The organism is Micromonospora sp. NPDC049240, assembly GCF_040647835.1.
In the GTDB taxonomy this organism is placed as follows: Bacteria; Actinomycetota; Actinomycetes; order Mycobacteriales; family Micromonosporaceae; genus Micromonospora.
In genome coordinates this window covers 20749-47058 of record NZ_JBEZCX010000026.1, presented here as the reverse complement: position 1 = coordinate 47058, position 26310 = coordinate 20749, and the positions used below count along the sequence as shown (strand labels likewise).

The following is a 26310-nucleotide window of genomic DNA, read 5'->3' as shown; positions in this document are numbered from 1 at the left end:
TCCTAGAAGGGTGCCCGGCCGGGCTCGTCGCCGCTGCCCCCGACGAGGAAGTCGAGGTCGGCGCCGGTGTCGGCCTGCTGCACGTGGTCGACGTAGAGGCGCAGCCAGCCGCGGCCGGTCGGTGGCGGTGGCGACTGCCAGGCGTGGCGGCGGGCGACCAGTTCCTGGTCGGGGACGAGGAGTTCCAGCCGGCGGGCCGGCACGTCGAGCTGGATCAGGTCGCCGGTGCGCACCAGCGCGAGCGGGCCCCCGACGGCTGCCTCCGGTGCCACGTGCAGCACGCAGGTGCCGTACGCGGTGCCGCTCATGCGGGCGTCGGAGATGCGGACCATGTCGAGCACACCGGCGGTCAGCATGGTCTTGGGCAGCGGCAGGTTGCCGACCTCGGGCATCCCGGGGTAGCCGCGGGGGCCGGCGCCGCGGACCACGAGCACCGTGTCGGGGGTGACCGGCAGGTCGGTGTCGACGACGGCGAGGTACTCCTCGATGGAGTCGAAGACCAGCGCCGGTCCGGTGTGTCGCAGCAGCCGAGGGTCGGCGGCGGCGACCTTGAGGACCGCCCCGGAGGGCGCCAGGTTGCCGCGGAGCACGGCGATGCCGGCGCCGGGGGGCAGCACCGGCTTGTCCGGCGTGCGGATGACCTCCCGGTCGTGGGACCGCACGTCGGCGCAGCCGTCGCCGAGTGGTTGGCCGGTGACGGTGGTGGTTGTCAGGTCGAGCACGTCGGCGAGTTCGGCCAGGAGCGCCGGCACGCCTCCGGCGTACGCGAATTCCTCCATCAGGAACCGGCCGCTGGGCATCAGGTCGACCAGCAGCGGGATGTCCCGGGCGAGGGTGTCGAAGTCGTCGAGGGTCAGCGGCACTCCGACCCTGCCGGCGATGGCGAGCAGATGCAGGACGGCGTTGGTGGACCCGCCGATCGCGGCGTTCACCTTGATCGCGTTGGCGAAGGCGGCGGGGGTGAGGATGTGTGAGGGTCGCAGCCCGGCGACAGCCAGGGCTACGGCGCGCTCACCGGTCTCCTCCGCGAGCGCCGCCCGGCGGGAGTCGACCGCCGGCAGTGCGGCGGCCCCGGGTAGCTGCATGCCGAGCGTCTCGACGAGGCAGGCCATGGTGGAGGCGGTGCCCATCGTCATGCAGTGTCCGGCCGACCGGTTCAGGCACTGCTCGAACTCCAGGAACTCGCTCTGCGTGACGACGCCGCCGCGTAGGCCCTCGGTCATCCGCCAGATGTCGGTGCCGGAGCCGACGTCGCGGCCCTGGAACTTGCCGTTGAGCATCGGCCCGCCGGTCAGCATGATCGCCGGCAGGTCGACGCTGGCCGCGCCCATCAGCGCCGCCGGCGTGGTCTTGTCGCAGCCGGTGAGCAGGACCACGGCATCGAGCGGGTTCGCCCGAATGAGTTCCTCGGTTTCCATGGCCATCAGGTTGCGGTAGGCCATGGTGCTGGGCCGCATGAACGGCTCGCCGAGCGACATGATCGGGAATTCGAGCGCGACGCCGCCGGCGGCGACCACGCCACGACGGACGGCCTCGGCGAGTTGCCGCAGGTGGGCGTTGCAGGGGGTCAGCTCGCTCCAGCTGTTCGCGATGCCGATCACCGGTTTTCCGGTGAGCTGCCGGCTGGTCAGGCCCATGGCCCGCAGGTGGTGTCGGGCGATGAAGCCGTTCTTGCCGGCGTCTCCGAGCCAGGTACGGCTGCGGGCCTGTCGGGTGTCGGTCATCCCTTCACCGCCCCGGCGGACATGCCGGCCACGAACGAGCGTTGCGCGAAGACGAACAGCGCGACGACCGGCACCATGGACAGCACCGACGCGGCGATCAGCAGGTGCGTCACGGGGATCGCCGGGAAGGTGCGCAGTGCGTTGATGAACACCGGGTAGGTGCGCTGGTCCTGCAGGTAGGTCAGGGGCAGCAGCAGTTGGGTCCAGCTCGACAGGAACAGCCAGATCATCAGCCCGGCCACGCCGGGCCGCAGGATGGGCAGCACCACCTTGCGGAAGGTGACGATCTCGCCGGCGCCGTCGATGCGGGCGGCTTCGAGGATCTCCTCGGGGACGGCGCTGATGACGTACTGGCGCATCCAGAAGATGCCGAAGGCGGGGGTCAACTGCGGCAGGATCACCGCCCACAGCGAGTTGAGCAGTCCGAGCTTGCTCATCACCACGTAGTTGGTGGTGAGCGACACCATGAGCGGGATCATCATGGTGACCAGCAGCAGCCGGAACAGTCCGTCCCGGCCGCGGAACCGCAGCTTGGCGAAGGCGTATCCGGCCATCGTGGCCAGGTACGCGCCGCCGACCGTGACCACGACGGACACGATCAGGCTGTTGTTCACGGCCGGCCAGAAGTCGGGGTTGGCCAGCAGGAGGCGGTAGTTCTCCAGGGTTAGCTTGTCCGGGACGAAACGCTGCTCGTTCTGCAGGATGTCGTCCTTCGGCAGGAACGACGTACTGACCAGCCAGTAGATCGGGAAGACGCTGAGCAGGGCGAGCAGCCAGAGCCACCCGTTGGCCAACACGGCGGCGGCGCCGGCCCGGCGGCGTCCGGTGGGTCGTCGGGCCGGCGCGGTGACGCTAGTCATCACGGCTCGCTTTCAGCTGGATGAGCGACGCGACGAAGACCAGCGCCGCGATGGAGTACGAGATGGCCGAGGCGTAGCCGAGGTTGAAGAACTCAAAGCCCTGCTTGTACATGTAGACGCCGAGGGTGAGCCCGGCCTGCGCCGGTCCGGCCTCTGAGCCGAACAGCACGTACGGCTCGTCGAACAGGTTGAAGATGCCGATCGTGGACATGATCGTGACGAAGACGAGGGTGGGCTTGCTCATCGGCACGAGCACCCGCCAGAAGGTCTGCCAGGCGTTGGCGCCGTCGACGCGGGCCGATTCGAAGACGTCGCGGGGTAGCGCTTGGAGGCCGGCGAGGTGAATGGTCACGTTGTAGCCGAGCCATCGCCAGATGACCACGAGCGACAGCACCGGTAGCGCCGTCGACGGGTCGTTGCGGAGGTCGACGATGGGCAGGCCGAGCCGCGCGAGGATGATGTTCGGCAGGCCGAACACCGGGTCGAGCAGCAGCAGGAAGACCACGCCGACGACGACCAGCGACGGCAGGACCGGCAGGAAGAGCAGCACCCGCAGCAAAGGCTTGGCCTTCACCATGGCGCCGTTGAGCAGGTGGGCCAGGAACAGCCCACCGAAGGTGAGCACCGGCACGGTCAGGACCCAGATGACCAGGGTGTGCCACAGAGCCTTGAGGAACGCGGGGTCACCGAACAGCGCGGCGTAGTTGCCCAGGCCGACGAACTGCCCGCCGATCGCGCCCTTCCAGTCGGTCAGGCTCATGCCCAGGGAGACGACCATGGCGGCCAGCTGGAAGGCCACGAAAACGACGAAGAACGGGGCGATGAACAGGTACGCGACGCGTTGGCGGCGTCCGGGGCCACGGCGTCGGTCCGAGACGGGGAGGGGGACCCCGCCGCGCTGCGGGGTCCTCTTCACCGTGACCGGAGCGGTCACTGTGCCTTCTTCGTGTCGTCGGCGACCTGATCGAGCATCGTCTTCGCGTCCACCTTGCCGGCGAGGAAGTCCCGCAGCCGGGTCTTGAACGCCGATTCGAGCTGGTTGGTCTTCAGGTTCTCGTTGAAGACCGGTGCCGCCTCGGCGGAGGTGATGACCGTCTTGAGGAACGGCTGGTTGGTGAAGTAGGGGTCGCCCTGGTTGAACCGCTGGTCCTGCGCGGCGGGCAGGAACAGGTTCTCGACCAGCTTGCCGACCTGGTAGCTCTCCCAGCGGGAGTCCACACGCATCAGCCAGAACTGGAGGAACTTCCACGCCGCCTCGGGGTTCTTGGACTGGGTGGTGATGGCGAGGCTGGTGCCGCCGCGGATGGCGCCCCGGTTGCCGCCGGCGGTGAACGCCGGCAGTTGCATGACGCCCCACTTGCCGGACTGGTCCTTGAGGGCGCCGTTGAGGGCGAAGGAGACCGAGGCCTGCTGGAGGATGGTGGCCACCTTGTCGCCCTGGAACGCCTGCTGCTCCGCTTTGCCCGAGGAGAGGTCGTTGAGGGTGATGTTCTCGTCACGGAACCGCTTGATCATTTGCAGTGCGGCGAGACCCTTGTCGGAGTTGACCTCGACCGTGCCGTCGGTGCCGAAGTACTGGCCGCTTTCCTCGTTGAGCAGCATGTTGAAGTCGCTCATGATGTGCCCGGCGATGCCGTTGTCGTTGGCGACCGGCAGGGACATCACCATCTTGGTCTTGCCGCCGGAGGCCTGGTCGATCTTCTTGCCGGCGGCGATGTAGTCGTCCCAGGTGCTGATCGCGGCAGCGTCGATGCCGTACTTGGCGAACAGGTCGGTGCGGTAGGCGACGATGGCGGCGTCGGCCTCCCAGGGCACGGCCTGGAGTTGACCGCTGGGGCGCTTGATCTTGTCCCACTTGAAGCTGGGGAAGGACTTCTCGTAGGGCTTCAGGCAGTTGGTCAGGTCGTAGAGCGGCAGGCTGTGGAACCGTGGTGCGTCCCGGTCCTGGATCATCGACATGTCCGGCGCCCCGGCGCCACCAGCCAGCGCGGTGGCCAGCTTGGTGTGGGTGTCGGAGGTGGAGAAGTCGGTGAACGTGATGCGCACGTTCGGGTAGATCTTGTTGAAGTCGTCCAGCACGGACTTGGGCACGATGTTGTACCAGCCCCAGAAGGTGAGGTCGGCCTTCAGGTTGGGGTCGGGGGTCAGCGTTGCCGCGCCGGTGGGGTCGGCCTGCTGCTTGTCGCAGAAGGAGGCGGCTTTGGCCTTGGTGCCGGCCGAGCTGCCGCCCGGGCCACCGCCGTTGGCGCAACCACCGGCGGCGAGGGCGAGGATCGCGCCGACGGCTGTCAGCCGCAGCCGGGTGGGGGTGAGGTGCCTCATGGGTGCTCCTTGGGGGAAGGGCATCAGACTTACGAAATTACAGTATGACTATTAGGGGTGAGTCAACAGCTGGCCGGTAACGGATTGGCCGACGAACGGTCGGTCGGTCGCCCCCGACAGCAGCTCACGGGTCAGTTCCACGCCTGGCCCGTCCAGGGCGGTCAGCCGATCGGACGAGATCCGGGCGCCACTGACCGCCGCCACCACCGCCGCCCATTCGCGTCGGCGTGGGATCTCCGGACGCACGATCAGACAATCGGCGTCGTTGACCCAGAACCGACCCTGGGTGAAGGCACGACCGATGCTGGTCGCCGCGGCCGGGGCCAGCCCCGGACGGGACATGTCCCCACCGGCCGGCTCCCAGTCCAGCGCCACGTCGGGGCCGACCCGCATCGAGTCCACCAGACCCACCGAGGGGAACATCGGAGCCCCACAGCCCTGGAGGTACGTCTCCGGCCCGATCGCGTCGCGGATCAGCCGCAGCCCGTCCCGGTACGCCTGCAGTCCGTCGACGTCCGCACGGTGTCGCCGCCCGTCGAGCGCCCCGGCGAACATGAAGTCCACCATGAGGTACGAGGCGCCGTGGGCGACCCAGGTCTCCAGTACGGTCCGCAGGTACGCCGCGGCGGCCGGATGGGTGACATCCAGCGGAAAGCAGTCCTGACCCCAGTTGTGCAGGGCGACCAACGGACTGCCGTCGGGCGCCCGGACCACCCAGTCCGGATGATCATGGAACAACCTGCTCTCCGCGCCCACCAGCAGCGGTGCGATCCACAGACCGGCTCGCCGGCCGGTGTCCCGGATCCGTCCCACGAACCCCGGCAGCGAGTCGAATCCGTCGGAGAGCTCGAGCCAGTCCCCGATACCGGCCTGGAAGGCGTCGTCCACCCGGACCACCTCGATGGGCAACGCCAGGTCGTCCATCGCCCGCAGGTTCTCCACCAGGTCCGCATGGGTGAACTCGGTGAAGTAGTGGTACCAGCTCGCCCAGGCGGGCGGACAGGGCCGGATCTGCCCTACCCCGGCCCGCACGGCGTACCGGTCGGCGAAGCGGGACAACGCCCCGTACAGCCCACCGGGCCCGGGGTCCACCGTCACCTCCACCGGGCCGTCGGCGCTGACCAGCAGCCGGTCCCCGGTGGCCTCGGCACGGATGGTCGGCACGGCTCCGCCGTGGTCGGGCAGAGCCACGAGATGCACCGGAGCGTCCGGGTCCGCCTGCACGGCGAGCAGACCCTCGCCCTGGAAACCCGCCGGCGGTGCGGGCCGACCCGGCCGGTAGCCGCTGGTCTGCCGCCACGCCTGCGGCGGACGGGGCGAGCGGGCCGACGCCGGATACACCCCGGTGGGGCTCCACGACTGCCAGCCGAACTCGTAGACCCGGGCCCGACGCAGATCGGCGGGCACCTCGGTCACCACCGCGAACCGGTTCACCGGTCCGCCCCGTACCGCAGCGCGCGCGACAGGACGGTCAGTGTGGCCGAGGTGGTGGAGACGTGCGGCGAGAGCCGGACGGCGTCACCGCGCACCGCGACAGTGAGTCCGGCGGCCGTCAACCGCGCCTGCGTCACCTCGGGCGTCTCGCCCGGCATCCGGAACGCCACGATCGGACCTCGCTCGACGCGCGGCCACGAGGCGCCGCGGACCTCGGCGCCGGCCGCGAGCAGAAGGGTACGGACCTCGTCGACCACCGCCCTGAGCCGGCTGGTCAGCGCCGACAGCCCGGCCCTGGACGCCAACGCCAGAGCGGCGCCCAACCCGGCCACCGCCTCGGGATCGGTGTTGCTCATGAGCAGACGGCCCGTCTCGTCGGTCGTCTCGGCGGGCCAGTGCTCGCCGTACGGGTCGATCAGCCCCGGCCAACCGCCCAGGACTGCCGACACCCGGTCGGCCGCCTCGGGTCGGACGGCCAGCACCGCCGCCCCCCAGCCGGCGCGGAGCCACTTCTGGCCGCCGGACACCACGACGTCCGCCACGGCGAGGTCCAGTTCGTCGACGCCGTACCCCTGGATCGCGTCGACCACCAGCAGCCGCTCGGGGCCCAGGAGCGCCCGCAGCGCGGCCAGGTCACGGCGGTGCCCGGTGGCGTAGTCGACGGCACTGACGGTGAGCCCCACGACCCCGCCGTCGAGCCGCTCCCGGACCGCCGCCGGGACCAGCCGGCCGTCGCCCGACCGAGGAACCCGCCGCACCCGGGGACCGCCCCGGTCGGCGGCCCGCAGCCACGGCACCACGTTGGCCGGGAACTCCCCCTCGGGCACGAGCATGGTGCCGTTTCCCGGCAGACCGAAGGCGACGGCGAAGAGCCCCGCCGTGGTGGACGGGACCAACGCGACCGCTGACGCCGGCACGCCACACAGTGCGCCCGCCCGGTGACGGGTATCGACCGCGGTGGCGTCGAGGCGCTCCAGCCAGCCGGGCGCGGCCCGGGTGGCGTCCGTCAACGCTCGCGCGCGTGCCGCCCGGACGGCGACCAGCGGCGGCCCGATCCGGGCGAAGTCCAGGTAGCCGGTCGGCTCGTCGCACTCGGCGAGCCAGCCAGCCAGCGGGTCACCACCGGTGATGGCGGGCGTCGCGTGATCGCCGACGGTCACGCCGGGACCAGCGGGGTGGCCGTCGAGCGGACGAGCAGCTCCCGGGTGGTCCGCAGGCCCCAGTCGTCGAGGCCGCGCAGGCGGTCGCTGGCCGCCCGTACGCCGCTGTGGCGACGGATGTGCTCCGCCCACTCCTCCCGGCGCTCCACCTCCGGCCGGACGATGATGCAGTCGGGGTCGTTGTGCCAGAACCGGCCGTGCATGAACGCCCGGGACCGGCCGGACAGCAGCGCGCCGGCCTGGGACGGCTGGCTGATGTCCCCACTGGCCGGCGCGTAGTGGCTGTCCACGTCGCAGCTGACCCGCATGGCGTCCACCAGTCCGATGCTGGGCAGCAGCGGCGCGCCGCAGCCGAGCAGGGTGGCGTCCGCGCCGACCGCCTCGCGGATCATCCGCAGCGCCAGCCGGTAGTGCTCGAGCGCGCCGATCTCGGCGTGCCGTCGACCGCCCACCGCGCCCGCGAAGAGGAAATCCGCCTTGAAGTAGTCGAAGCCGTAGCCGCGCCAGGTCTCGAAGACCTCCGTCAGGTAGGCGGCGGCACCGGGATGCGTCACGTCGAGGGCGTAGAGATCCTGATCCCAGTTGTTGCCGCACCAGAGCGGTTCGCCGTCGGCACCCTGGACCAACCAGTCCCGGTGGTCGCGGTAGAGGTCGGAGCGAGCCCCCACCCACAGCGGGGCGATCCACACCCCGGCACGGCGACCGCTGGCGTGGATGCGGTCGACCAGACGGGGCAGGGAACTGAACCGGTCCGACAGGGCGAGCCAGTCGCCGATCTCCTTCTGGAAGGCATCGTCGACGGCGACCACGTCGACCGCCAGGTCGAGCTCGTCGATCGCGTCGATGTTCTCGTACATGTCAGCTTCGGTGAGCTTGGTGAAGTACTGGTACCAGGGGCACCAGACGGTCGGGTACTCCGGCTGGAAGGCGGCGCCGTGGCGGGCGGCGTAGGTCTGCGCCCAGCGAGCGAGGGCAGGCTCGATGCCGCCCACGCCGGCGTCCACGGTGTGCTCGACGGGACCGTCGGCGGTGACCCGCACGGCGGCGCCGTCCAGCTCGGCCCGGATCGACGGCATCGTGGTCAGGTCGCCGGCGGAGAAGATGTGCACCGGCCCGTCGGGGTGCGGCGCAACGGCGAGCAGGCCCTCCCCCTGCATGCCGCGCTCCGGGCCCGGCCGCCCAGGCCGGTAGGAGGTCATCTGCCACAGGGCTGTCTTGGCCCTGGGAGAGGTGTCTGACGCAGCGTAGAAACCGGATGGGCTGAAGGAGCTCCAGCCATTCTCGAACACCCGGGCGCTGCCGGGATCGACGGGAATTCGAGCAAGCTCGTCGAACGTTCCGAAGCCGTCGAGCACAGCGGTCACCACCTTCGTTGGGCCCACAGGACGGGCAGCTCGTGCCACAAGAACCGTACTGTATGACTATTGGGGTGGGATGGGCCGTTCGGGGGAGACGCCGATGACCAAACGGCCCCTCCGCGTTACGCGTCGGCGCAGGTCAGCGCCATCCAGCTCGCCGCCTTGCCCGTGAGCAACCGCGAGCAGAACCCGAGCCCCGAAGGGCGCCACCGACAGCGGGTAGCCGACCCCTTGCGGCACGGGGTCGAGCACGCATGCCACCACGTCCACCGAGGTGAACGGCCACGCCCAACCGGCTCATCGCCGACCCGGCCGGCAGCCGCACCGTCGAACGGTCCAGCGTACTGGTAAACGACAATGTCCAATTACAATTAACTGTTGACGAATTGTTTCGTTGCCCGGCGGCTATGAAGCTTGGTAAATTTGGGGTCACAAACGTTGGAAGCGAGTAGGAACGGCGTATCTAAGCACTCGGCGGCGCAAGCCCGCATTTGCAGGAACGCTCGTTTCGTGCTCACCAGATCGAGGAGTCCACCATGCCCCGCAACCGACTGCGCCAAGCGGGCCGGATTGGCATTGCCAGCCTGGCTGCCGGTGCCATGTCCCTCGCGATTGCCGCGCCCGCCTCCGCCTACTCGGTGCCGTCCAACAACTCCCGCCCCGGCTGGTACACGTTGGGCACCTACTTCGAGTCCGGGGTGTGCCTGAGCGAGATGCGTGACTTCGCGTCTCGCCCTCAGTACACCGCGTACTGGAACTACTCGACCTGCACCAATGCGTACGGCAACTTCTGGGCACTCATTTCCTACAAGTACCGGTAGCGCTCCCCGCGCTACCGGGGTTTCGGCATTGCTCAGGGCTCGACCGGGTCGGGGCCCTGAGCAATGCCGGGCTACACGCCTCCTGCGATGATCAGGTCCGGTGGTGCGACAGCCCGCTCTCCGAGGACTCCGTGTTTCGGACTCCTCGTACGCGTCTTCGACTGGCGCCTCTGATATCTGGATCAGAGGGCCGTTTTTCGTCATGCGTGCGGTGCTGAGCTGTCGTCGGGTGGACCGGTTTTCCCACATCGGTCTTCGACAAGCTCGCCCATATCTCCCTGGCAGCGCGGCGGTTGGCGATACGTCGGCCGGGTCCAGGGCCCCGCGCGACCGGGAGGCGGTCCCGCCGTACCGGCGACCGTAACCGCCGCTGGCATCCGCGGGGTGGCGACCCTGTTCGCGCGCACGGTCGCAATGACCGCTCGCACTGCCCGTACCGCTTGGCGACCGGTCAGGCTGCTACGTACGTTGCTCCCAGCCGCCGGCAGGTCGTTCCTGGTCCCACGGTCACGTGTCGGATGGCCTCCGATGTGTTGAAGCTCGTCACGGGGGCGACTGCTGGTCGGTCAGAAACCGTCGCACCGTGAGCCCGAGGGTGTTCTCGTGAGCGGCGTTCCAGACGAGCATCCGCGTGGCGGGGGCGAGATCCCGGATGGGGACGGCGGCGTGGCGCGCGTCCCCCGAGTCGGCCAACGGTGCGGGGGCGACGGCGAGGGCGACGCCCGCCCCGACCAACTCGTAATGCTCGTCAAGGTGCCGACTGCGACAACGCAGCAGCTCCGCGCCCGAGCGTGTCGTTCTGCGTCGTTGCCGGCCAAGCGTCCAATAGTGGGCCGCCCGGTCACCCACCTTCGCGTCGAACCCGAGCAGCGGCTGGTCCTTCAGCTGGGAGATCAGGCAGCTCGCCCCGGCGATGATGGAGTGACCGCTGGGCGCCAGGACCATGCGGGGAAAGCGCCCCCACGCCACGGCTCGCAGGCCACGCAGGGCGGAACGGCGGGTAGGTGACCACCCCACCGCCAATTCACACCGACCGTCGCGAACGGTCTCCAGCAGGTCGGCGTACGGATAGCGGCGGAACGCGACCCGGTCAGCCAGACCGGGCATGGTGAGGGCAGCACCCAGAGCCGTCAGCTCGTGCGAGATCCGGTCGTCCAGAATGGCGATCCCCAGGGTTCTCGGCATCCTGGTGAATCGGGTGGCGGCACGGCGGGCGCGGTTGAGCGCCCGGGCGCTGTGCTCGTGCATACGCTCGGCCTCGGACACCAGGATCTGCGCTGCGGGGGTCAAGGTGAGCTCGCCGGTGCCTCGGTGAACGAGTTCGATCCCCAGCCGGCTCTCAAGCAGGGACAGACGGCGACCGACGACTGTCCGGTGAACGTGCAGCGACGCGGCGGCGCGAGGCACCGACCGCTCTCGCTTCACGGTGCGGAGGGTCGTCAGCAGCACGGCGTCGATCTCCATAGCGCTCCCCCATCGACGTGCGGCACAGCCTGTCCGAACGGTCCCACCCATGACTGCCGGTGATAGGTCGCCGAGCCCGCAGATGGTGGCGTGCCGCCCCGCCGAGGGCGGGGCGGCACGCCAGTCACGGTGAGCCGACCTCAGAGCCGGCAGATGACCCAGTACTTGACATAGACAAAGTTCGGCCCACTGGTGTTACGGGTGCCATCGGTGGACCAGTACAGCCGGCAGGTCATGCCCTCCCGCTCCTTGCGGACCTTCAGGTCGTACGCCGGCGGGTATGCCATGTTCGTCGCCCGCTGGGCGTCGCTCGCGGTGCAGATCGTCGGCATCGAGCAGACGGCCACGCCCTCGAAGGTCCCCTCGATCGTCTCGCCCGCGCCGAGGAACGGCGACCTCGACCTGGCCAGCAAACGCGCACGCATGGTGTCCAAGGGCGGCAAGACCGAGTGGGCGTCCTGGCAGACCGGCGCCGCCATGCTGCCGCCCCGGCTACTCGCCGGCCGCGCTCGCGGACCGGTGTTCCTCGCCGACCGCAAGCCGACCCGGCCCGTGGCCACCGTCGACCGACGCGGAGCACGCCGCACTCGGCCGGCTGGCCGGACGACTGCCGCTCGCGCTGGGCTGACCGCCCGGCCGTCAGCCGGGTCGGCGACCACGAAGCCGGTCCCGGTCACGACCGCGGGCTCGTTGGGACACCGCCCCCGGGGATCACGGCGTGATGCTGAAGGTGGCGACCACCCCGTTGTGGTCGGAATTGGTGCCGCCCACGATGGCATAGTCGGTCATCCACATCTCGCGGTATTCCTCGACACGCTTCCAGAAGTAGATGTAGTCGATGTGCCGGTTGCCGTGCGTCCCGGTCCCCTTCTCGCCGTAGAGGTTGTAGCAGGACCGCAGGTTGGGCAGTTCGTTGGCCTCGAAGACCTGCCACGGGAACTTCGCGTACCCGTAGGCGCGGTCGGCGCTGAAGTCGACGTTGAGGTCACCGCTGACGATGACCTGGCCGGCGTCCTTCTTGCTGGCCGCCAGGTCCTTGAGGGCCTGGAACTGCTGTTCGGCGCAGCGGGTACGCGGCAGGTCCTCGGGCCGCCCGCCGCTCTCGATGCTGGCGTTGGCGTGCGCGTTGAGGTGGAAGACGCTGCGCCCGGTCGGCTTGTGCCGGTAGCGGACCCAGTTGTTGTACCGGGCCGGTGGCACCTCGCCCGGTCCGTTGGTGTCGCACACGAAGTCTGACCCCTTGTCGAGCACATCGAACATGCTCTTGCGGGCCAGCAGCGCCTCGTTGGCCGCCTGGGTCGGCTCGGGCGCGTACAGCCACCAGCCGTTCGCGGCGGCCCAGTCCTGCAGGAACGCCCGGCGGTTGCCCACCTCGTTGAGGCCGACCAGGTCCGCCCGGGACGTGATCAGTTGCAGGTCCTGGGTGAACTGGGCCTGGTTGAGCTCGTAGAGGATGTTCAGCGTCGCCGCCCTGAAGGTGGCGTTCGCGGCGGCGGCGGGAGCCGCCGGCACCAGGCTCACCAGTAGCACGGCCGTGCCGACGAGGGCGCCCGCGCTGCGTGCCGACCACCGTCTTCTGTGTTGCATGGGGCAATCCCTTCCCGAGGGGTGCGGACCGGCGCGTCGCGGCTCGGAAGGGGAATCGCCCGGATCGCCGCAGGCCGGGCAGCTCGGCTACCGCAGCTGCACATTAGCACCACATTGGCCGGACTGAATGGCGATTGTTGACAGCCGGGCGGTGCTACCGGCACGCTCGGCGGTGCCCACCGACACCACCCGCCGCACCGCTGTCGCGCTGAGGAGACCCATGCGTCCACGAGGGACCCGACGCCCGTTCCTGGCCGCCGTCCTGGCGGCGGTGGTCGCGGTAGGCGTCGCCGCCGCGCCCGCCGCGGCCGCCACCCCGCAACCGGTGTACGCGCCAGCCGGCGGGATCGCCGATCCCGGAGTGGTCAGACAGGGCGACGCCTTCGTCGTGTTCGCCACCGGCGGCCGGGCCCCGGCGTACCGGGCTGACACCGCGTCGGGACCGTGGACCGACCTGGGCGCGGTGCTCGGTTCGGTGCCCGACTGGGCCGAGAGCGGTGCGGTGTGGGCGCCGGACGCGGTCCATACCGCCACCGGGTGGGTGCTCTACTACTCGGCGCCGGCCAAGGGCAAGGACGGGCAGCGGTGCATCGGCGCCGCTACCGCCGACACCGCCACCGGGTCGTACACCCCGGTCGGCGCCGCGCCCCTGATCTGCCCGGGTGGCGCGCACGACGCCGACGACGCGGTGCCCGGACGGCCGGTCGCCGCCGCCGGCGTGATCGACCCGTCGCCCTTCGAGGACGCCGACGGCCACCGGTTCGTGCTCTACAAGACGCAGCAGACACCCTCGTCGATCCGGATGCTGCGGGTCGACGACACCGGCACCCGCGGGGTCGGCACCGTCAGCCGCGAACTGGTCCGCAGCGACGGGATCATCGAGAACCCGGTGCTGCGCCAACGCGGCTCCACATTCGTGCTGTTCGCCTCCCGGTACGGCTACCAGAACTGCAGCTACGCCACCGTCTATCTCACCTCCACCGACCGGTGGGACTTCCACGGCAGGACGGAGCGCCCGCTGCTCACCACCGGCGGCACCGGGATCTGCGGCCCGGGCGGCGCCGACCTCGTCCCCGCGTTGGTCGACGACGAGCAGCGGATCTTCCTGCACGGTTGGATCTGCGCCGGCACCGCGCCGTGCCGACAGCAGGCCGACGGCTCGCTGCCCAGCACCGCCCGCCGCGCGCTGTACGCCGCGATCTTCCGCTGGGACGGCGCGACGCCGCGCGTCGGCGCGTTCCTGTGACAGCCCGGCTCGACACCGCGCGGGGCACCTTTCGGTGTGCGGACGACGCGACACCGCGCGTCGGCGCGTTCCGCTGACGGCCCGGCCCGACGCCGCACGTCGGCACCTCGCGCTGACGGCCCGGCCCGACGCCAGGCGTCGGCACGTCGCGGTGATCGGGCCGCCGGGGCCGGCCCCCTTGACGGCCGCCGGCGGCCCGACCGGTGTCACTCGTCGCCCGGCCGGCCCGACCGGCGGCCCGGCCGGGCAACCACGACCGCGGCGAGGCTGAGCGCGGCAGTACCCAGTTGCAGCAGGCCGCTGAGCAGGTCGACCAGGTGGGTGAGGGGGACGGCGTCCATACTGGCCTCCGGGGTCGGTCCGCGCCGTCCGCATGGTGCGGAGGCGTCCCCCCAGGCCGGTGGCATCCACCAGCGCCACTGCCGAGTATGGCAGCACCCGCCCAGCGCCGGAATCCCGCTACGATGACCGCCGGTGGTCAGCCTCGACCGGGATGCGGCTGCGAATTCCCCCACAGCCGCCGACTGGTCCGGCCACAGAACTAGCGCTGGTCCGACAGCCGGACAAACCTGGTCCGACCACCGGACCGGATTCAAACACCAAACGTCGCCCCACCGCGCGAGGATCAACGACCACTAGCCGACGTCACCCCTACATCCAGGGAGCTAACGGCTATTGCGCCTTTCCCGACTGCGGCAAGTCCACGCCACTTCATTGACAGTCTGACCTCGACACTCCCCTAATAGGCGCCTAGGGCCTGTTTCAGGTCAGTGACCTCCAGCGTGAGGTCGGCTCCCGTCCACGCCCGGGTGGCCACCGAAGACACCTCGGGAGCCCGCTCGGCCACCACTCCCATCGACATTTATCAACCCCGTCGGTAGGGTTTCCGGTAGGAAAGTTTCGCCGTACGGGAGGTGGGCATGCCCCGACGAAAGCGCGCGAGGGCCGCCGCTTTGGCCATCGGAGCGACAACGATCGCCCTGGGCGCCACGCCGGCCCAGGCCGACCCGGTGGTGCCACGGCACGCCATCGTGCTCTGCCAAAGCGCCAGCTTCTACGCCAACTACGACTCCGCCGGCGGTCCGAGCGGCCTGAAGCGCACCCTGGTCTACGGCAACAAGATCGGCCACACGCCGGGGGCGCACCCGGTCTACAACGGGTGGGCGGCTTCCTTCGACTTCGGCCCCAACGACTGGGGCTACCTGCGCGTCGAGTGTATCGGTGGGTACGACTCGTGGTGAGCCGGCGTAGCACCCGGGTGACCGCCGGCCTGCTGGTAGCAGGCGTCGCCGCGACACTCGCCATGCCGACCCCGGCGCAGGCCGCCAACGGCACGATCGGGGACCGGGAAACGGTGTGCGCGAGTGACCTGTTCGTCCGCACTCAGCCCGTCGGCGCCTGGATGGGCACCCTCTATCAGGGTCAGACGTTCCTGGTCGAGGGTCCCCGCAGCGGCGGCTACGTCTACGGGTTTGCCTACGGTCACATCAACCGGCGTGGCTGGGTGCAGGACGGCTGGTTCTGCTGACCGTGCCTCGTGGCGGGACAGGGGTGTCCTGATCGGGCCGTGACGGCCTAGTACTCCGGCCGCACCTGCCTGATCTGAAGTCTCCGCAGTTCATCGCCATGGTTGACGCCATCCCGGTGTCGGCCGGATAGCTGCCCGCAGCAGACGTAGTAGGCGATCTCGCCGGTGCTGATGCTGCGAGGGGCGAGCAGCCAGAGCTCGCAGCCGGGCTGCCAGCCGATACGCACCGGCACCCGCGCCCACCAGTACTCACGGGGACCGTGGGCGCCGGCGCCATGCCCGAGCCGGCACAGCAGCGATCAGATCGTCGACCCGGACGATGCCCATCGCGTGGTGATCATGTCGTCGTTGCCGCGGGTCGCGACCACATGACCCACAAGAGTGGCACAGAAAATCACGCCCTTTCTGTCCGAAATCGCCTGCCGTTTAGTGATCCAGCAGCGACTACGCCACGCCGATGCAGCGCGCATACCAGCCGGTGCACAGAGAGACAGCCAAAATCGGCTCGCAAAACTACCCGAGTCAAGGGTTTCAGCAGCGCCTTAAACGGCGACAGGTTGCGCCAGGCCAATGAAAAGAGGGCTCCCGCAAGGCTGACCTGCGGGAACCCTCTCGCTGTCGGGACGGCCGGATTCGAACCGACGACCCCTTGACCCCCAGGACGATCCGCCACACGTCCACGCACGTCACGCACGCTATCCCCAAGATCAGGCCGTGCGGTCGACGTCGTGCCGCGTACCATCGCGCAGGCCGTGTGGTCCCCACTTGGTCCCCGTCGTTGCGGCCGTCCCCCAGGACCCTGCGGGTAACACTGCTGGATCCGGTGTCCCATCCCTTCCTTGGCCGGCCTCTCGACGGTGCTGGCACGAACCCAAGGGTCAAGCCTCCGCTCGGAGCCAAGTCTTGCCTGCGCGGAGCCACAGCGAGCCCTCGCGGCCCTGGCCGCACCGCATGACGACCCGTCCCGGCACCCGAACCTTCTCTCGTTCCGTAACGGCCCATGAATCCTCCACCAACTGGGCACGGATGACCTCGGTGGACCGCTTGTTGTGCTCGCGCCGGGTCAGAATCGCCTGATTCCCGCGTACGGCCAGCCCGTCGGGGGAACGAACTGGGCTCTGCCAGGTGGTTGCCTCGCCCGTTCGCGGCGTGATCCGGGTAAGGAACGTATGGCCCTCGCGGGAGCTGGCATACCACGCCAGCCAGACATAGCCGGATTCCGTGGCGGCTGCGCACCCGGCCAATGGCCATTCGGGGAGACGTCCGTCCGGCGTCCAGATGCTGCGACCTCGGCCGCTCCAGCCGGCTAGGCCTCCAGACGACTGCGGATGCCCGCCGTAGATGCCCTCATCGCCGTAGGCAGTCCAGATCGCCCCAGCGGCGTCGGTCACCAGGACGTCGATGTCGTCGCCCATGCAGAAAGAATCTTCCAGCCGCCCATCCGGTGAGTACACGACGGCGTTCGGGGCCCATGCCCCGTGCTCGTCCTTAGGGGCGCGGCCACTCACGATCAGAAGCCGGCCATCCGGCAAGAGCCCGATGTGACTGGGGCGCATCGTGATCTGGTTGATCGGCTGGCGTCGGACCGATCCGTCGACATCCCGTACCACCAAGGCCGCATCGAACGGAACGTCCGCTCCCCAACCGACCCAGCCCGCGATGTAAGGGGTATGGGTCAGGTGCCGACGGCGAACGAACAGAACCGCGAGTTCTCCTGCCGGGCCGACAGTCCACCACAGAGGCTGGCCCTTCGGGTGGGGCGCACCCGCAGATGGCCTCCACACTTGTTGCATCGCGATCGACACTTAAGCCTTGCCTCCTGGACAACCTCAGTCGATTCCGAGCAGCAGCGTACGGAACGGAGCGCCGTTGCGACAGGTGATCAACGAGGGGCCGGTGTGCCGGCCGTGCCGCGCTTGCGCGGCACCTTGATCCAGAAAACGAAAAGCTCGACAGATGACCCGGTTCGTCACCTGAAACTTGACCAGCGGTCAAGGAGCGCTACCGGGTGGCCCACTTGACCGGCGTGGTCCCCAGAACGCCAGAAAGGGCCGACCCGGTATCCGGATCAGCCCTTTGACCTGCGTCGGGACGGCCGGATTCGAACCGACGACCCCTTGACCCCCAGTCAAGTGCGCTACCAAGCTGCGCCACGTCCCGATGCCCCCGCGCGTCGTTCCCCGCGGCAGCCGGTACAGCTTAGCGCAAGATCTTCGCACCGTACGCACAGGGCCCCTCGGCGACGCACGGGCCGGCGTCACTCCCCCTAAAGCGTCCTAGGAAAGAAGCCGCCGGGGCGGGCCCCGGCGGCTTCTCCATGGCACCGCTCAGCCGTGCGCCTTGCCGCGACCGCCCGGGCCCAACTTCTTGCGCGGGCGCACCGAGATGTCGATCGGGCTGCCCTCGAAGCCGAACTCCTCGCGCAGCTTGCGCTCCACGAACCGCTGGTAGCCGGCGTCCAGCGGGCCGGTGGTGAACAGCACGAACCGCGGCGGCGCCACCCCGGCCTGGGTGGCGAACAGGATGCGCGGGGCGCGCCCGCCACGTACCGGGTGCGGGGTGGCCTGGACCAGCGCGGTGAGCCACTGGTTGAGCTGCGCGGTGGGGATCCGCGTCTCCCAGCTCGCGAGCGCCTTGCGCAACGCCGGGGCGAGCTTGTCCACCGCCCGGCCGGTCTGCGCGGACAGGTTCAGCCGGATCGCCCACGGGATCCGCCGCAGCTCCCGGTCGATCTCCTTGTCCAGGTAGTAGCGGCGGTCGGCGTCGACCAGGTCCCACTTGTTGAACGCGATGACCAGGGCCCGGCCGGCCTCCACCACCATGGTGAGGATCCGCTGGTCCTGCTCGCTGATCACCTCGCTGGAGTCCAGCAGCACCACCGCCACCTCGGCCGCCTCGATCGCCGAGGCGGTACGCAGGCTGGCGTAGTATTCCGTGCCGCTGGCCTTGCCGACCCGCTTGCGCAGGCCGGCGGTGTCCACCAACTGCCAGGTCTCGCCGCCGATCTCGACCAGGCTGTCCACCGGGTCGACGGTGGTGCCGGCGACCGAGTCGACCACCGCCCGCTCCTCGCCGGAGAACCGGTTGAGCAGGCTGGACTTGCCGACGTTGGGTCGGCCGACCAGGGCCACCCGACGCGGCCCGCGCGGCCGGTTCTCCACGATCGGCGGCGCCTCGGGCAGCGCGGCCATGATGGCGTCGAGCAGTTCGCCGGAGCCGCGGCCGTGCAGCGCCGACACCGGGAACGGCTCACCGAGGCCGAGCGACCACAGCGCGGTCGCCTCCATCTCGATGGTGGTGTTGTCGGCCTTGTTGCCCACCAGGATCACCGGCTTGGCGCTGCGCCGCAGCATCTTCACCGCGGCCTCGTCCACGTCGGTCGAGCCGACCATGGCGTCCACCACGAACAGCACCACGTCGGCGGTGGCCACGGCCGCCTCGGCCTGGGCCGCGATGGCGGCGGCCCGGTCCTTGGCGTCGGGCTCCCAGCCGCCGGTGTCCACCACGGTGAACGCCCGACCGTTCCACTGCGCGTCGTACGGCACCCGGTCCCGGGTCACGCCGGGGATGTCCTCGACGACCGCCTGGCGGCGGCCGATGATGCGGTTCACCAGCGTGGACTTGCCCACGTTGGGGCGGCCGACCACGGCCACCACGGGCTGCGGGCCGGTCGGCTCGTCGGCCTCGACCTCCGGCTCACGCAACTCCACCCAGCCACCGAAGTCGTCGGTCATGCCGAGTCACCCTTCGTGCGCGCCTGCGGCGCCCGCGAGAACCCGTTCATGCCACACCCCGCTCGGTGAGCAGGTCACGCAGGCGGGCGACGACCTCGTCGATGCCCAGTTCGGTGGTGTCCAGCACCACGGCGTCGGGAGCCTGCTGGAGCGGGTTGACGGTGCGGGTCGAGTCGAGCCGGTCCCGGCGGGCCAGGTCGGCGGCGGTCGCCGAGACGTCGGCGGCGTCCTCGGCGCTGCGCCGCTGGGCACGCGCCGACTCGGAGGCGGTCAGGTAGACCTTCAGGTCGGCGTCGGGCGTCACCACCGAGCCGATGTCGCGGCCCTCCACCACGATCCGGCCCGCCTCGGCGACCAGCCGCCGCTGCCGGTCCACCAGCAGCTCCCGGACCGCGCCCACGGCGGCCACCGCGGAGACCGCGCCGGTCACCTCCGGGCCGCGGATGTCGGTGGACACGTCGGTGCCGTCGACGGTGACCGCGTACCCCTGGGGGTCGGTGCCGATGCGCAGGTCGGCCTCGCCGGCGACCTTGGCCACCGACTCGGTGTCGGTCAGCTCGACGCCGGAGCGCAGGACCGCCCAGGTCAGCGCCCGGTACATGGCGCCGGTGTCGAGGTAGCGGGCGCCGAGGCTCACCGCCAGTCGCCGCGACACGGTGGACTTGCCCGAACCGGACGGCCCGTCCACCGCGACCACGCAACGCCCGGCCGGTACCTTTTCCTCCACCGTTGTCCTCCTCAGCCCGTACCTCGCAGGTCGTCACGGAGCGACGCCGTTGAGCGGATGGTTTCTCGTCGTCAATCATGCCCGCGCCGCGCGGGCGACCGTCGGGGGCGCGTGCGCGCCGGCCCGCGGACCGCGTCGAAGCCTACCGGTCGCCCTACCCCGGTCGTCTCCGGTCAGTCACCCACGGCCTTGAACAGGGCGGCGACCTCCGCGTTGGTCAGCCGCCGCAGCCGCCCGGTGCGCAGGTCGCCAAGCTTGACCGGACCGATCGAGGTACGGATCAGCCGGGACACCGGATGTCCCACCTCGGCCATCAGGCGTCGGACGATGTGCTTGCGTCCCTCGTGCAGGGTCAGCTCCACCTGAGCGGTTTTGCCCAGCGTGTCGACCACCTTGAACCCGTCGACCTTCACCGGCCCGTCCTCCAGCTCGACGCCGCCGGTCAGCCGCTTGCCCAGGTTGCGCGGGATCGGGCCGGCCACCTCGGCGAGGTAGGTCTTGAGCACCTCGTACGACGGGTGCATGAGCTTGTGGGCGAGGGTGCCGTCGTTGGTGAGCAGGAGCAAGCCCTCACTGTCGGCGTCCAGTCGCCCGACGTGGTAGACCCGCTGCTCCAGCCGCGCGCCGATGAAGTCGGCGAGCTCGGTGCGGCCCTTCTCGTCAGCCATGGTGGTGACCACCCCGCGCGGCTTGTTCATCGCCACGTAGACCAGGCGGACGTCGGCCTGGAGCCGCTCGCCGTCGACGTGGATCACGTCGCGTTGCGGGTCGGCCTTGTCACCGAGCTGCGCGACCCGGCCGTTGACCGTGACCCGCCGCCGGAAGATCAGGTCCTCGCAGGCCCGCCGCGAGCCCACCCCCGCGGCGGCGAGCACCTTCTGGAGGCGCTCGGCGCTCTCGTACACGGGGGCGTCGGGCTTCGGGGCACGGTCATCGCGTCGCATCGGCAAGCTCTTCTACGTCGTCGGGCAGGAACGGGGCCAGGGGCGGCAGGTCGTCCACCGAGTTGAGCCCCAGCTTCTCCAGGAACATGGTGGTGGTCCGGTAGAGGAACGCACCGCTGTCCGCTTCGGTGCCGCACTCCTCGACCAGGCCGCGACCCACCAGGGTACGGAGCACCCCGTCGCAGTTGACACCCCGGATGGCCGAGATGCGCGACCGGGTCACCGGCTGGCGGTAGGCGACCACGGCGAGTGTCTCCAGCGCGGCCTGGGTCAGCCGGACCGACTGCCCGTCCAGCACGAACCGCTCGACGTAGGTGGCGTATTCCGGCCGGGTGTAGAGACGCCAGCCACCCGCGGCGCGGCGCAGCTCGAACCCGTGCCCGGCCGAGGTGTAGCCGGCGGCGATCTCGTCGAGCATCGCGCCGACCCGTTCCGGGGCCTGCTCCAGCACCTCGGCCAGGACCAGCTCGCTGACCGGCTGGTCCACCACCAGCAGGATCGCCTCCAGCGCGCCACGCAGCTCCGCGTCGTCCAGGACGGGCGCGGGCGCCGGCTCCGGCGCCGCCCGCCGCCGCCCCCGCCTCTGGGGTACGCCGCCCCCGTCGCCGCCAGGGCCGACACCGCGGTCGACAGCCGGCCCGACGCCTGCGCCGGCAGCCGCATGAACGCCGCAGTCGACAGCCGCGTCGGCGCCGGCTCCGGGGGAGAGATCACCGTCGTCCGTCCCGCCCAAGCCCGAGATCTTGGTACGCTCGCGCCCCTCAGAGGGCGCCCCCGTACCAAGATCCGACCCAGTCGCGGCGATCTTGGAAGAATTCGGCCCCTCTGGGGGCCCGTTGCTTCCAAGATCTGCTTCGGGGGTCTCCTGCTCGGCGACGGAGGCGTCGTCCGGGGCGGGATCGGGCGGGGTGGGGCGCGCCCACGGAGGCACCCAGGCGGCAGCCTGGTCGGCCAGGGAGTCCCGGCGTTCCTCGTCGCTCATCAGGTCACTCCTGCGTCGGTGCGGACTAGCCCGCGGGCTCAGCGGCGGCAGCGGATGGTGCGACGTCAGCCGGTCCGTCGCCGCTGTTCTGGGCGACGTCGGCGGGTTCGGGGGTGTTGGTGGGTTCGGGTGCGCCCGCGTACTCGTCGACGGTCAACTCGGCGTCGCCTTCGGCCGCGCCGGTCCAGCGGACCGTCAGCTCCTCCAGCGCCTGCTCCTGCACGAACGCGACGAGGCCCTGCCGGTACAGCTCCAGCAGCGCCAGGAACCGGGCGACCACCTCCAGCGTGATCTCGCAGTCGGCGCAGAGCTGCGAGAAGGTGGCGACACCGGCCCGGCGCAGCCGCTCGGCGATGATGCCGGCGTGTTCCCGGACGCTGACCCGGACCATGTGCACGTGCGCGATGGACACCTCGGGCACCGGCTTCGGGCTCATCGCCTTGACCGCGAGCCGGAGCAGCCGCTGCGGGCCGATGCCGAGCACCAGGTCGGGCAGCGCCTCGGCGTACCGGGGTTCCAGGGTGACCGCCCGGGGGTAGCGCCGACCGCCGACCGCCTCCAACCCGGCGATGTGCGCCGCCGCCTCCTTGTACGCCTTGTACTGCAACAGTCGGGCGAAAAGCAGGTCCCGTGCCTCCAGCAGCGCCAGGTCCGCCTCGTCCTCCACCTCCGCCGAGGGCAGCAGCCGGGCCGCCTTCAGGTCGAGCAGGGTAGCGGCGACCAGCAGGAACTCGCTGGTCTCGTCCAGGTCCCACTGGTCGCCCATGGCGCGCAGGTACGCGATGAACTCGTCGGTGACCTTGTGCAGCGCGACCTCGGTGACGTCCAGCTTGTGCTTGCTGATCAGCTGGAGCAGCAGGTCGAACGGGCCGGTGAAGTTGTCCAGCCGGACCGTGAAACCGCTGGTCTCGGCGGGCCCGGTGTCGACCTCGGCGGGGTCGCCAGCGCCGTGCGGCGGGTCGAGGGGCAGCGCGGTCACCGGGAAACCGTAGTCGACGCGGTGGGCGGGTGGCGGACGCCCTACCGGTCCGTCTCGGCGGCGATCACCTCTCGGGCGAGCTGCCGGTAGTTGCGCGCGCCGGAGGAGGCCGGGTCGAGCGTGGTGATCGGCGCGCCGGCCACCGTCGACTCGGGGAACTTCACCGTCTTGGTGATGACGGTCTGGTAGACCTTGTCGCCGAACGCCTCGACCACCCGTTGCAGCACCTGACGGCAGTGGGTGGTGCGGCTGTCGTACATGGTGGCGAGGATGCCTTCGAGTTCGAGGTCGAAGTTGAGCCGCTCGCGCACCTTGTCGATGGTGTCCAGCAGCAGCGCGACGCCGCGCAGGCTGAAGAACTCGCACTCCAGCGGGATGAGCACGCCGTGCGCCACGGTCAACGCGTTGATCGCCAGCAGGCCCAGCGAGGGCTGGCAGTCGATCAGGATGAAGTCGTACTCCTTGCGGATGGTGCGCAGCACCCGGGCCAGGGCCATCTCCCGGGCGACCTCGTTGACCAGTTGGATCTCGGCGGCGGAGAGGTCGATGTTGGCCGGGAGCAGGTGCAGCCCGGCCACGTCGGTCTTGATCAGGACGTCCTCGGCGGTGACGTCGTCCTGCATGAGCAGGTTGTAGACCGACAGGTCGAGGTTGTGCGGGTTGACGCCCAGGCCGACGGAGAGGGCACCTTGCGGGTCGAAGTCGACGAGCAGCACCTTGCGGCCGTACTCGGCGAGCGCGGCGCCCAGGTTGATGGTGGTCGTGGTCTTGCCGACGCCACCCTTCTGGTTGGCCATCGCGATGATCCGCGCCGGGCCGTGCCGGTCGGTCGGCATCGGTTCCGGGATCGGCTTGCGCATCGTGTACGCGGCCGGGTCGGCGGGGCCGAGGTCGGCGCCGAGCGTCGCCTGCTGCTCACGGAGCTCCGACGTCCAGGTCTCGGCACGGTCACCGTTTCCTGCCATGTCCTCGTTGCCCCCTCCCGACGACCAACCCGGCGTCGGAGCCGTCCGACGTCCCTCGCGGCGCCGCTGCGCACCCCCGGTCCGTCGCACCTGGAGGCCCGCGCCGATGCCGACTGTACGCCACGGGCGAGCAGCACGTTCGGCAGCGGGTCGGCGTGTCGGCCGGCCGTCAGGCTGAGCCACCTTCTGTTCGCGACTGCGGGGCTCGCAACCCCGGCTCACTCCTCGCGCTCACGCGGAGCCACCTTCCGTTCGCGACTGCGGGGCTCGCAACCCCGGCTCACTCCTCGCGCTCACCCGATGGCGCGCGGATGCGCGGTGGCGTACACCTCGCGCAGCCGTTCCACGGTGACCAACGTGTACACCTGGGTGGTGGTCACCGACGCGTGGCCGAGCAGTTCCTGCACCACGCGCACGTCCGCGCCGCCGTCGAGCAGGTGGGTGGCGTACGAGTGGCGCAGCGTGTGCGGGGAGACCGCGTCCGGCCCGTCGACCGGCAGGCCGGCCCGGTCGGCGGCGGCGCGCAGCACACCCCAGGCGCCCTGCCGGGTGAGCGGCCCGCCCCGGGCGTTGACGAACAGCGCCGGGGTGCCCCGCCCGGCGGCGAGCAGCGCCGGTCGGCCCCGGGTCAGCCAGGCGCGCACCGCGTCGGCGGCGTACCCGCCGACCGGCACGAGGCGCGCCTTGCCGCCCTTGCCGCGCAGCAGCACGGCGCCGGCGTCCAGGTCGAGGTCGTCGACGACCGCGCCGACCGCCTCGGAGACGCGCGCGCCGGTGCCGTACAGGAATTCCAGCAGCGCCCGGTCGCGCAGCGCGCGGGGCGCGTCGTCGCCGGTGGCGGTCGCCGGGCCGGCGGCGTCGATCAGCCGGAGCACGGCGTCGAGCGGCAGCGCCCGGGGCAGCCGGCGCGGCGGGGTCGGCGGGCGGACGTCGCGGCCGGGGTCGGCGCCGGCCAGGCCCTCGCGCAGCGCGAAGCGGTGCAGGCCGCGTACCGCGCTGGCGGCGCGGGCGGTGGACGAGACGGCGAGCGGCGGGTGGTCGTCGTCGCCGGCCCGCAGCCGGGCCAGGTGGGACTCGACCTCGCCCGGACCGGCGGCGGCCAGGTCGGTCACCCCGGCGGCGGCCAGCGTGTCGAGGTAGCGGTCCAGGTCCCGGCGGTACGAGGCGAGCGTGTTCCCGGACAGGCCACGCTCGACGGTGAGGTGGTCCAGGTAGCTCCGGACCGCGCGGCGCAGGGCCGGCGCGGGTGTCGCGCCGGCCCGGTGCGCCTCGGGGTCGGTCAGCTCAGCACCTCGGCCAGCGGCAGCACGTCCATGCCGTGCGCCTCGGCGACCGGGCCGTAGACGACCCGGCCGTCGTGGGTGTTCAGGCCCAGCGCCAGCGCCGGGTCGCCGCGCAGCGCCTTGCGCCAGCCCTGGTTGGCCAGTTCGAGCGCGTACGGCAGGGTGACGTTGGTCAGCGCGTAGGTGCTGGTGTTCGGCACCGCGCCGGGCATGTTCGCCACGCAGTAGAAGATCGAGTCGTGCACCTTGTAGACCGGGTCGGCGTGCGTGGTGGGGCGCGAGTCCTCGAAGCAGCCACCCTGGTCGATGGCGATGTCGACGAGCACGCTGCCCGGCTTCATCCGGGAGACCAGCTCGTTGGAGATCAGCTTCGGGGCCTTCGCGCCGGGCACCAGCACCGCGCCGATGACCAGGTCCGCGTCGAGCACGGCCCGCTCGATCTCGTACGCGTTGGAGGCCACGGTCTGCAGGTGGCCCCGGTAGATGGCGTCGGCGGAACGCAGCCGGGCCACGTTCTTGTCCAGCAGCAGCACCTCGGACTGGAGGCCCAGCGCGATGGCGGCGGCGTTCAGGCCGGACACGCCGGCGCCGATGACCACGGTCTTGGCCGCGTACACACCGGAGACGCCGCCGGGCAGCACGCCCCGACCGCCGCCGGTACGCATCATGTAGAACGCGCCGACCTGCGGGGCGAGCCGGCCGGCCACCTCGGACATCGGGGCGAGCAGCGGCAGCGACCGGTCCGGCAGCTCGACCGTCTCGTACGCGATGCCGGTGACCTTGCGGTCCACGAGCGCGTCGGTGCACTCACGGGAGGCGGCCAGGTGCAGGTAGGTGAAGAGCACCTGCCCCTCGCGCATGCGGGGGTACTCCTCGGCGATCGGCTCCTTGACCTTGAGTACCAGCTCGGCGGTGTCCCAGACCTCGTCGGCGGTGGCCAGGATCTTCGCGCCGGCGGCGGCGAACTCCTCGTCGGTGATGCTGGAGCCGACCCCGGCGCCCGCCTCGACGAAGACCTCGTGACCGTGGCGGGTGAACTCGTTGACGCCCGCCGGCGTGATCGCCACCCGGTACTCGTGGTTCTTGACCTCGCGGGGGATTCCGACCTTCACGATGCAGACACCTTCCTCCGGGGCGCGGCTCACCCCCGACAGCGCGGCGCCGCGACGGCTCCGTTGCCGACGCGGTCAGG

Annotated in this window: 24 protein-coding genes and 1 tRNA gene; 4 read left to right on the top strand and 21 right to left on the bottom strand. The window is 70.7% G+C overall.

Annotated features, from left to right (window positions below; all coding sequences use genetic code 11):
- Positions 1-2 precede the first annotated feature (2 nt).
- Genes AB0B02_RS28970 through AB0B02_RS28940 form a run of 7 tightly spaced genes read right to left on the bottom strand, consistent with a single transcriptional unit; the run spans position 3 to position 8657 of the window.
- The gene (locus tag AB0B02_RS28970; RefSeq protein ID WP_281939929.1) at positions 3-1724 is read right to left on the bottom strand and encodes an IlvD/Edd family dehydratase; all 1722 of its coding nucleotides are present in this window, start codon (positions 1722-1724) and stop codon (positions 3-5) included.
- A complete protein-coding gene (locus AB0B02_RS28965) occupies positions 1721-2584 on the bottom strand; it encodes a carbohydrate ABC transporter permease (RefSeq protein ID WP_281939926.1) in 864 nt (287 codons plus the stop codon). The genes AB0B02_RS28970 and AB0B02_RS28965 overlap by 4 nt, the downstream gene beginning before the upstream one ends.
- Entirely contained in the window at positions 2577-3518 is a 942-nt protein-coding gene (locus AB0B02_RS28960) for a sugar ABC transporter permease (RefSeq protein ID WP_281939924.1), read from the bottom strand. Before AB0B02_RS28960 ends, AB0B02_RS28965 begins: the two co-directional genes overlap by 8 nt.
- The gene (locus tag AB0B02_RS28955) at positions 3515-4906 is read right to left on the bottom strand and encodes an extracellular solute-binding protein (RefSeq protein WP_281939922.1); all 1392 of its coding nucleotides are present in this window, start codon (positions 4904-4906) and stop codon (positions 3515-3517) included. Before AB0B02_RS28955 ends, AB0B02_RS28960 begins: the two co-directional genes overlap by 4 nt.
- 51 nt (positions 4907-4957) lie before the next feature.
- Entirely contained in the window at positions 4958-6340 is a 1383-nt protein-coding gene (locus AB0B02_RS28950; protein WP_281939920.1) for a glycoside hydrolase family 36 protein, read from the bottom strand.
- Positions 6337-7500 carry an aminotransferase class V-fold PLP-dependent enzyme gene (locus tag AB0B02_RS28945; protein WP_357305591.1) on the bottom strand — a complete coding sequence of 388 codons (1164 nt, stop codon included), beginning with the start codon at positions 7498-7500 and terminating at the stop codon, positions 6337-6339. Before AB0B02_RS28945 ends, AB0B02_RS28950 begins: the two co-directional genes overlap by 4 nt.
- The gene (locus tag AB0B02_RS28940; protein WP_281939916.1) at positions 7497-8657 is read right to left on the bottom strand and encodes a glycoside hydrolase family 36 protein; all 1161 of its coding nucleotides are present in this window, start codon (positions 8655-8657) and stop codon (positions 7497-7499) included. The genes AB0B02_RS28945 and AB0B02_RS28940 overlap by 4 nt, the downstream gene beginning before the upstream one ends.
- 800 nt (positions 8658-9457) lie before the next feature.
- On the opposite strand from AB0B02_RS28940, the gene AB0B02_RS28935 reads away from it, so the two are divergent.
- Complete coding sequence (locus AB0B02_RS28935) at positions 9458-9679, top strand: hypothetical protein (RefSeq protein WP_281939914.1); 222 nt, start codon at positions 9458-9460, stop codon at positions 9677-9679.
- A 543-nt stretch (positions 9680-10222) separates the two neighbouring features.
- Here AB0B02_RS28935 and AB0B02_RS28930 read toward each other — a convergent pair.
- The 3 genes from AB0B02_RS28930 to AB0B02_RS28920 form a co-directional block, all read right to left on the bottom strand.
- The gene (locus AB0B02_RS28930) at positions 10223-11143 is read right to left on the bottom strand and encodes a LysR family transcriptional regulator (RefSeq protein WP_357305587.1); all 921 of its coding nucleotides are present in this window, start codon (positions 11141-11143) and stop codon (positions 10223-10225) included.
- Positions 11144-11283: 140 nt separating this feature from the next.
- On the bottom strand, positions 11284-11622 hold the full coding sequence (locus AB0B02_RS28925; protein ID WP_357305584.1) for a hypothetical protein: 339 nt from the start codon (positions 11620-11622) through the stop codon (positions 11284-11286).
- Between the two features lie 232 nt (positions 11623-11854).
- Positions 11855-12730, bottom strand: coding sequence for an endonuclease/exonuclease/phosphatase family protein (locus AB0B02_RS28920; RefSeq protein WP_357305581.1), 876 nt, complete (start codon positions 12728-12730; stop codon positions 11855-11857).
- A gap of 220 nt (positions 12731-12950) precedes the next feature.
- Between AB0B02_RS28920 and AB0B02_RS28915 the strand changes: the two genes are divergently transcribed.
- The gene (locus AB0B02_RS28915; RefSeq protein WP_357305578.1) at positions 12951-13976 is read left to right on the top strand and encodes a family 43 glycosylhydrolase; all 1026 of its coding nucleotides are present in this window, start codon (positions 12951-12953) and stop codon (positions 13974-13976) included.
- A 206-nt stretch (positions 13977-14182) separates the two neighbouring features.
- On the opposite strand, the gene AB0B02_RS28910 is transcribed toward AB0B02_RS28915, so the two are convergent.
- Positions 14183-14317, bottom strand: coding sequence for a hypothetical protein (locus AB0B02_RS28910; protein WP_357305575.1), 135 nt, complete (start codon positions 14315-14317; stop codon positions 14183-14185).
- Positions 14318-14896: 579 nt separating this feature from the next.
- On the opposite strand from AB0B02_RS28910, the gene AB0B02_RS28905 reads away from it, so the two are divergent.
- Entirely contained in the window at positions 14897-15217 is a 321-nt protein-coding gene (locus AB0B02_RS28905; RefSeq protein ID WP_357305572.1) for a hypothetical protein, read from the top strand.
- Positions 15214-15504: a hypothetical protein gene (locus tag AB0B02_RS28900; RefSeq protein ID WP_357305569.1), complete on the top strand. Its 291-nt coding sequence runs from the start codon at positions 15214-15216 to the stop codon at positions 15502-15504. The genes AB0B02_RS28905 and AB0B02_RS28900 overlap by 4 nt, the downstream gene beginning before the upstream one ends.
- 878 nt (positions 15505-16382) lie before the next feature.
- Here AB0B02_RS28900 and AB0B02_RS28895 read toward each other — a convergent pair.
- From AB0B02_RS28895 to ald, 10 genes are all read right to left on the bottom strand, one after another.
- On the bottom strand, positions 16383-17309 hold the full coding sequence (locus AB0B02_RS28895; protein ID WP_357305566.1) for a hypothetical protein: 927 nt from the start codon (positions 17307-17309) through the stop codon (positions 16383-16385).
- Positions 17310-17590: 281 nt separating this feature from the next.
- Positions 17591-17664, bottom strand: a tRNA-Pro gene (locus tag AB0B02_RS28890).
- A gap of 167 nt (positions 17665-17831) precedes the next feature.
- On the bottom strand, positions 17832-19238 hold the full coding sequence (gene der / locus AB0B02_RS28885) for a ribosome biogenesis GTPase Der (protein ID WP_357305563.1): 1407 nt from the start codon (positions 19236-19238) through the stop codon (positions 17832-17834).
- 46 nt (positions 19239-19284) lie between these two features.
- Positions 19285-19965, bottom strand: coding sequence for a (d)CMP kinase (gene cmk / locus AB0B02_RS28880; RefSeq protein ID WP_281939862.1), 681 nt, complete (start codon positions 19963-19965; stop codon positions 19285-19287).
- Between the two features lie 173 nt (positions 19966-20138).
- Positions 20139-20909: a pseudouridine synthase gene (locus tag AB0B02_RS28875; protein ID WP_281939860.1), complete on the bottom strand. Its 771-nt coding sequence runs from the start codon at positions 20907-20909 to the stop codon at positions 20139-20141.
- Positions 20896-21891 carry an SMC-Scp complex subunit ScpB gene (scpB, locus tag AB0B02_RS28870; RefSeq protein ID WP_357305560.1) on the bottom strand — a complete coding sequence of 332 codons (996 nt, stop codon included), beginning with the start codon at positions 21889-21891 and terminating at the stop codon, positions 20896-20898. Before scpB ends, AB0B02_RS28875 begins: the two co-directional genes overlap by 14 nt.
- 25 nt (positions 21892-21916) lie before the next feature.
- Entirely contained in the window at positions 21917-22870 is a 954-nt protein-coding gene (locus AB0B02_RS28865) for a ScpA family protein (RefSeq protein WP_357305557.1), read from the bottom strand.
- Between the two features lie 41 nt (positions 22871-22911).
- A complete protein-coding gene (locus tag AB0B02_RS28860) occupies positions 22912-23835 on the bottom strand; it encodes an AAA family ATPase (RefSeq protein WP_091657002.1) in 924 nt (307 codons plus the stop codon).
- 293 nt (positions 23836-24128) lie between these two features.
- Positions 24129-25118: a site-specific tyrosine recombinase XerD gene (locus AB0B02_RS28855; protein ID WP_281942621.1), complete on the bottom strand. Its 990-nt coding sequence runs from the start codon at positions 25116-25118 to the stop codon at positions 24129-24131.
- Entirely contained in the window at positions 25115-26230 is a 1116-nt protein-coding gene (gene ald / locus AB0B02_RS28850) for an alanine dehydrogenase (RefSeq protein WP_281939851.1), read from the bottom strand. The genes AB0B02_RS28855 and ald overlap by 4 nt, the downstream gene beginning before the upstream one ends.
- Positions 26231-26310: the final 80 nt, after the last annotated feature.

Bases quoted from the DNA above. Each gene is read 5' to 3' on its own strand.
- AB0B02_RS28860 (WP_091657002.1), bottom strand. From the start codon at position 23,835: ATGGCAGGAAACGGTGACCGTGCCGAGACCTGGACGTCGGAGCTCCGT.
- scpB (WP_357305560.1), bottom strand. From the start codon at position 21,891: ATGAGCGACGAGGAACGCCGGGACTCCCTGGCCGACCAGGCTGCCGCC.
- AB0B02_RS28905 (WP_357305572.1), top strand. From the start codon at position 14,897: ATGCCCCGACGAAAGCGCGCGAGGGCCGCCGCTTTGGCCATCGGAGCG.
- AB0B02_RS28910 (WP_357305575.1), bottom strand. From the start codon at position 14,317: ATGGACGCCGTCCCCCTCACCCACCTGGTCGACCTGCTCAGCGGCCTG.
- AB0B02_RS28930 (WP_357305587.1), bottom strand. From the start codon at position 11,143: ATGGAGATCGACGCCGTGCTGCTGACGACCCTCCGCACCGTGAAGCGA.
- AB0B02_RS28915 (WP_357305578.1), top strand. From the start codon at position 12,951: ATGCGTCCACGAGGGACCCGACGCCCGTTCCTGGCCGCCGTCCTGGCG.
- AB0B02_RS28925 (WP_357305584.1), bottom strand. From the start codon at position 11,622: ATGGCGGCGCCGGTCTGCCAGGACGCCCACTCGGTCTTGCCGCCCTTG.
- AB0B02_RS28935 (WP_281939914.1), top strand. From the start codon at position 9,458: ATGTCCCTCGCGATTGCCGCGCCCGCCTCCGCCTACTCGGTGCCGTCC.
- der (WP_357305563.1), bottom strand. From the start codon at position 19,238: ATGACCGACGACTTCGGTGGCTGGGTGGAGTTGCGTGAGCCGGAGGTC.
- AB0B02_RS28965 (WP_281939926.1), bottom strand. From the start codon at position 2,584: ATGACTAGCGTCACCGCGCCGGCCCGACGACCCACCGGACGCCGCCGG.
- AB0B02_RS28955 (WP_281939922.1), bottom strand. From the start codon at position 4,906: ATGAGGCACCTCACCCCCACCCGGCTGCGGCTGACAGCCGTCGGCGCG.
- AB0B02_RS28875 (WP_281939860.1), bottom strand. From the start codon at position 20,909: ATGCGACGCGATGACCGTGCCCCGAAGCCCGACGCCCCCGTGTACGAG.
- AB0B02_RS28970 (WP_281939929.1), bottom strand. From the start codon at position 1,724: ATGACCGACACCCGACAGGCCCGCAGCCGTACCTGGCTCGGAGACGCC.
- AB0B02_RS28940 (WP_281939916.1), bottom strand. From the start codon at position 8,657: ATGCAGGGGGAGGGCCTGCTCGCCGTTGCGCCGCACCCCGACGGGCCG.
- AB0B02_RS28920 (WP_357305581.1), bottom strand. From the start codon at position 12,730: ATGCAACACAGAAGACGGTGGTCGGCACGCAGCGCGGGCGCCCTCGTC.